A 544-nucleotide genomic window follows, 5' to 3' on the forward strand; every position below is an offset into this window, starting at 1 on the left:
CTTGTCCTTACTGTCTGAAGAGGCGGGGGACGAGCCTCTGTCAGGCACCGGCGTTTTGAGGCGCCGTTGAGTTCTAAATGTACTTCGAAATGTGTCGATTCAAGGGACACGTTCGGCCGTTTCGTTACAAATCGGTAATATTGCTGCATCGTGCAGCTGTTTTTCGCGTTTTGCTGTGCATCAAGTTTCAGGCGTGCATCCTGGGATTGCGGGTGAGGCTTTCGGATGGACCTTTCAGGCTGTCCACGGTATGGATTCGCCATGAAAAAAGACGACCACCTTTTCCTGATCGATGGCTCCGGCTTCATCTTCCGCGCCTTTCATGCGCTGCCGCCGCTGACCCGCAAATCCGATGGCCTGCCGGTCGGCGCGGTCTCGGGCTTTTGCAACATGCTGTGGAAGCTTCTGACGCAGGCGCGCGACACCTCCGTGGGCGTCACGCCGACGCATCTGGCGGTGATCTTCGACTTTTCGTCGCAGACCTTCCGCAAGGAAATCTACCCGGACTACAAGGCCCACCGGCCGCCGCCGCCGGAAGATCTGG

1 protein-coding gene is annotated in these 544 nt (G+C 57.9%); it reads left to right on the plus strand.

Going from position 1 to position 544, the window contains the following annotated elements; genetic code table 11:
* Nucleotides 1–261: 261 nt before the first annotated feature.
* A partial coding sequence (locus MD273_RS18810) for a 5'-3' exonuclease (protein ID WP_502846089.1) occupies nucleotides 262–544 on the plus strand: 283 nt, incomplete at its 3' end.

Source organism: Marinobacter sp. C7, from assembly GCF_022343555.1.
In the GTDB taxonomy this organism is placed as follows: domain Bacteria; phylum Pseudomonadota; class Gammaproteobacteria; order Pseudomonadales; family Oleiphilaceae; genus Marinobacter.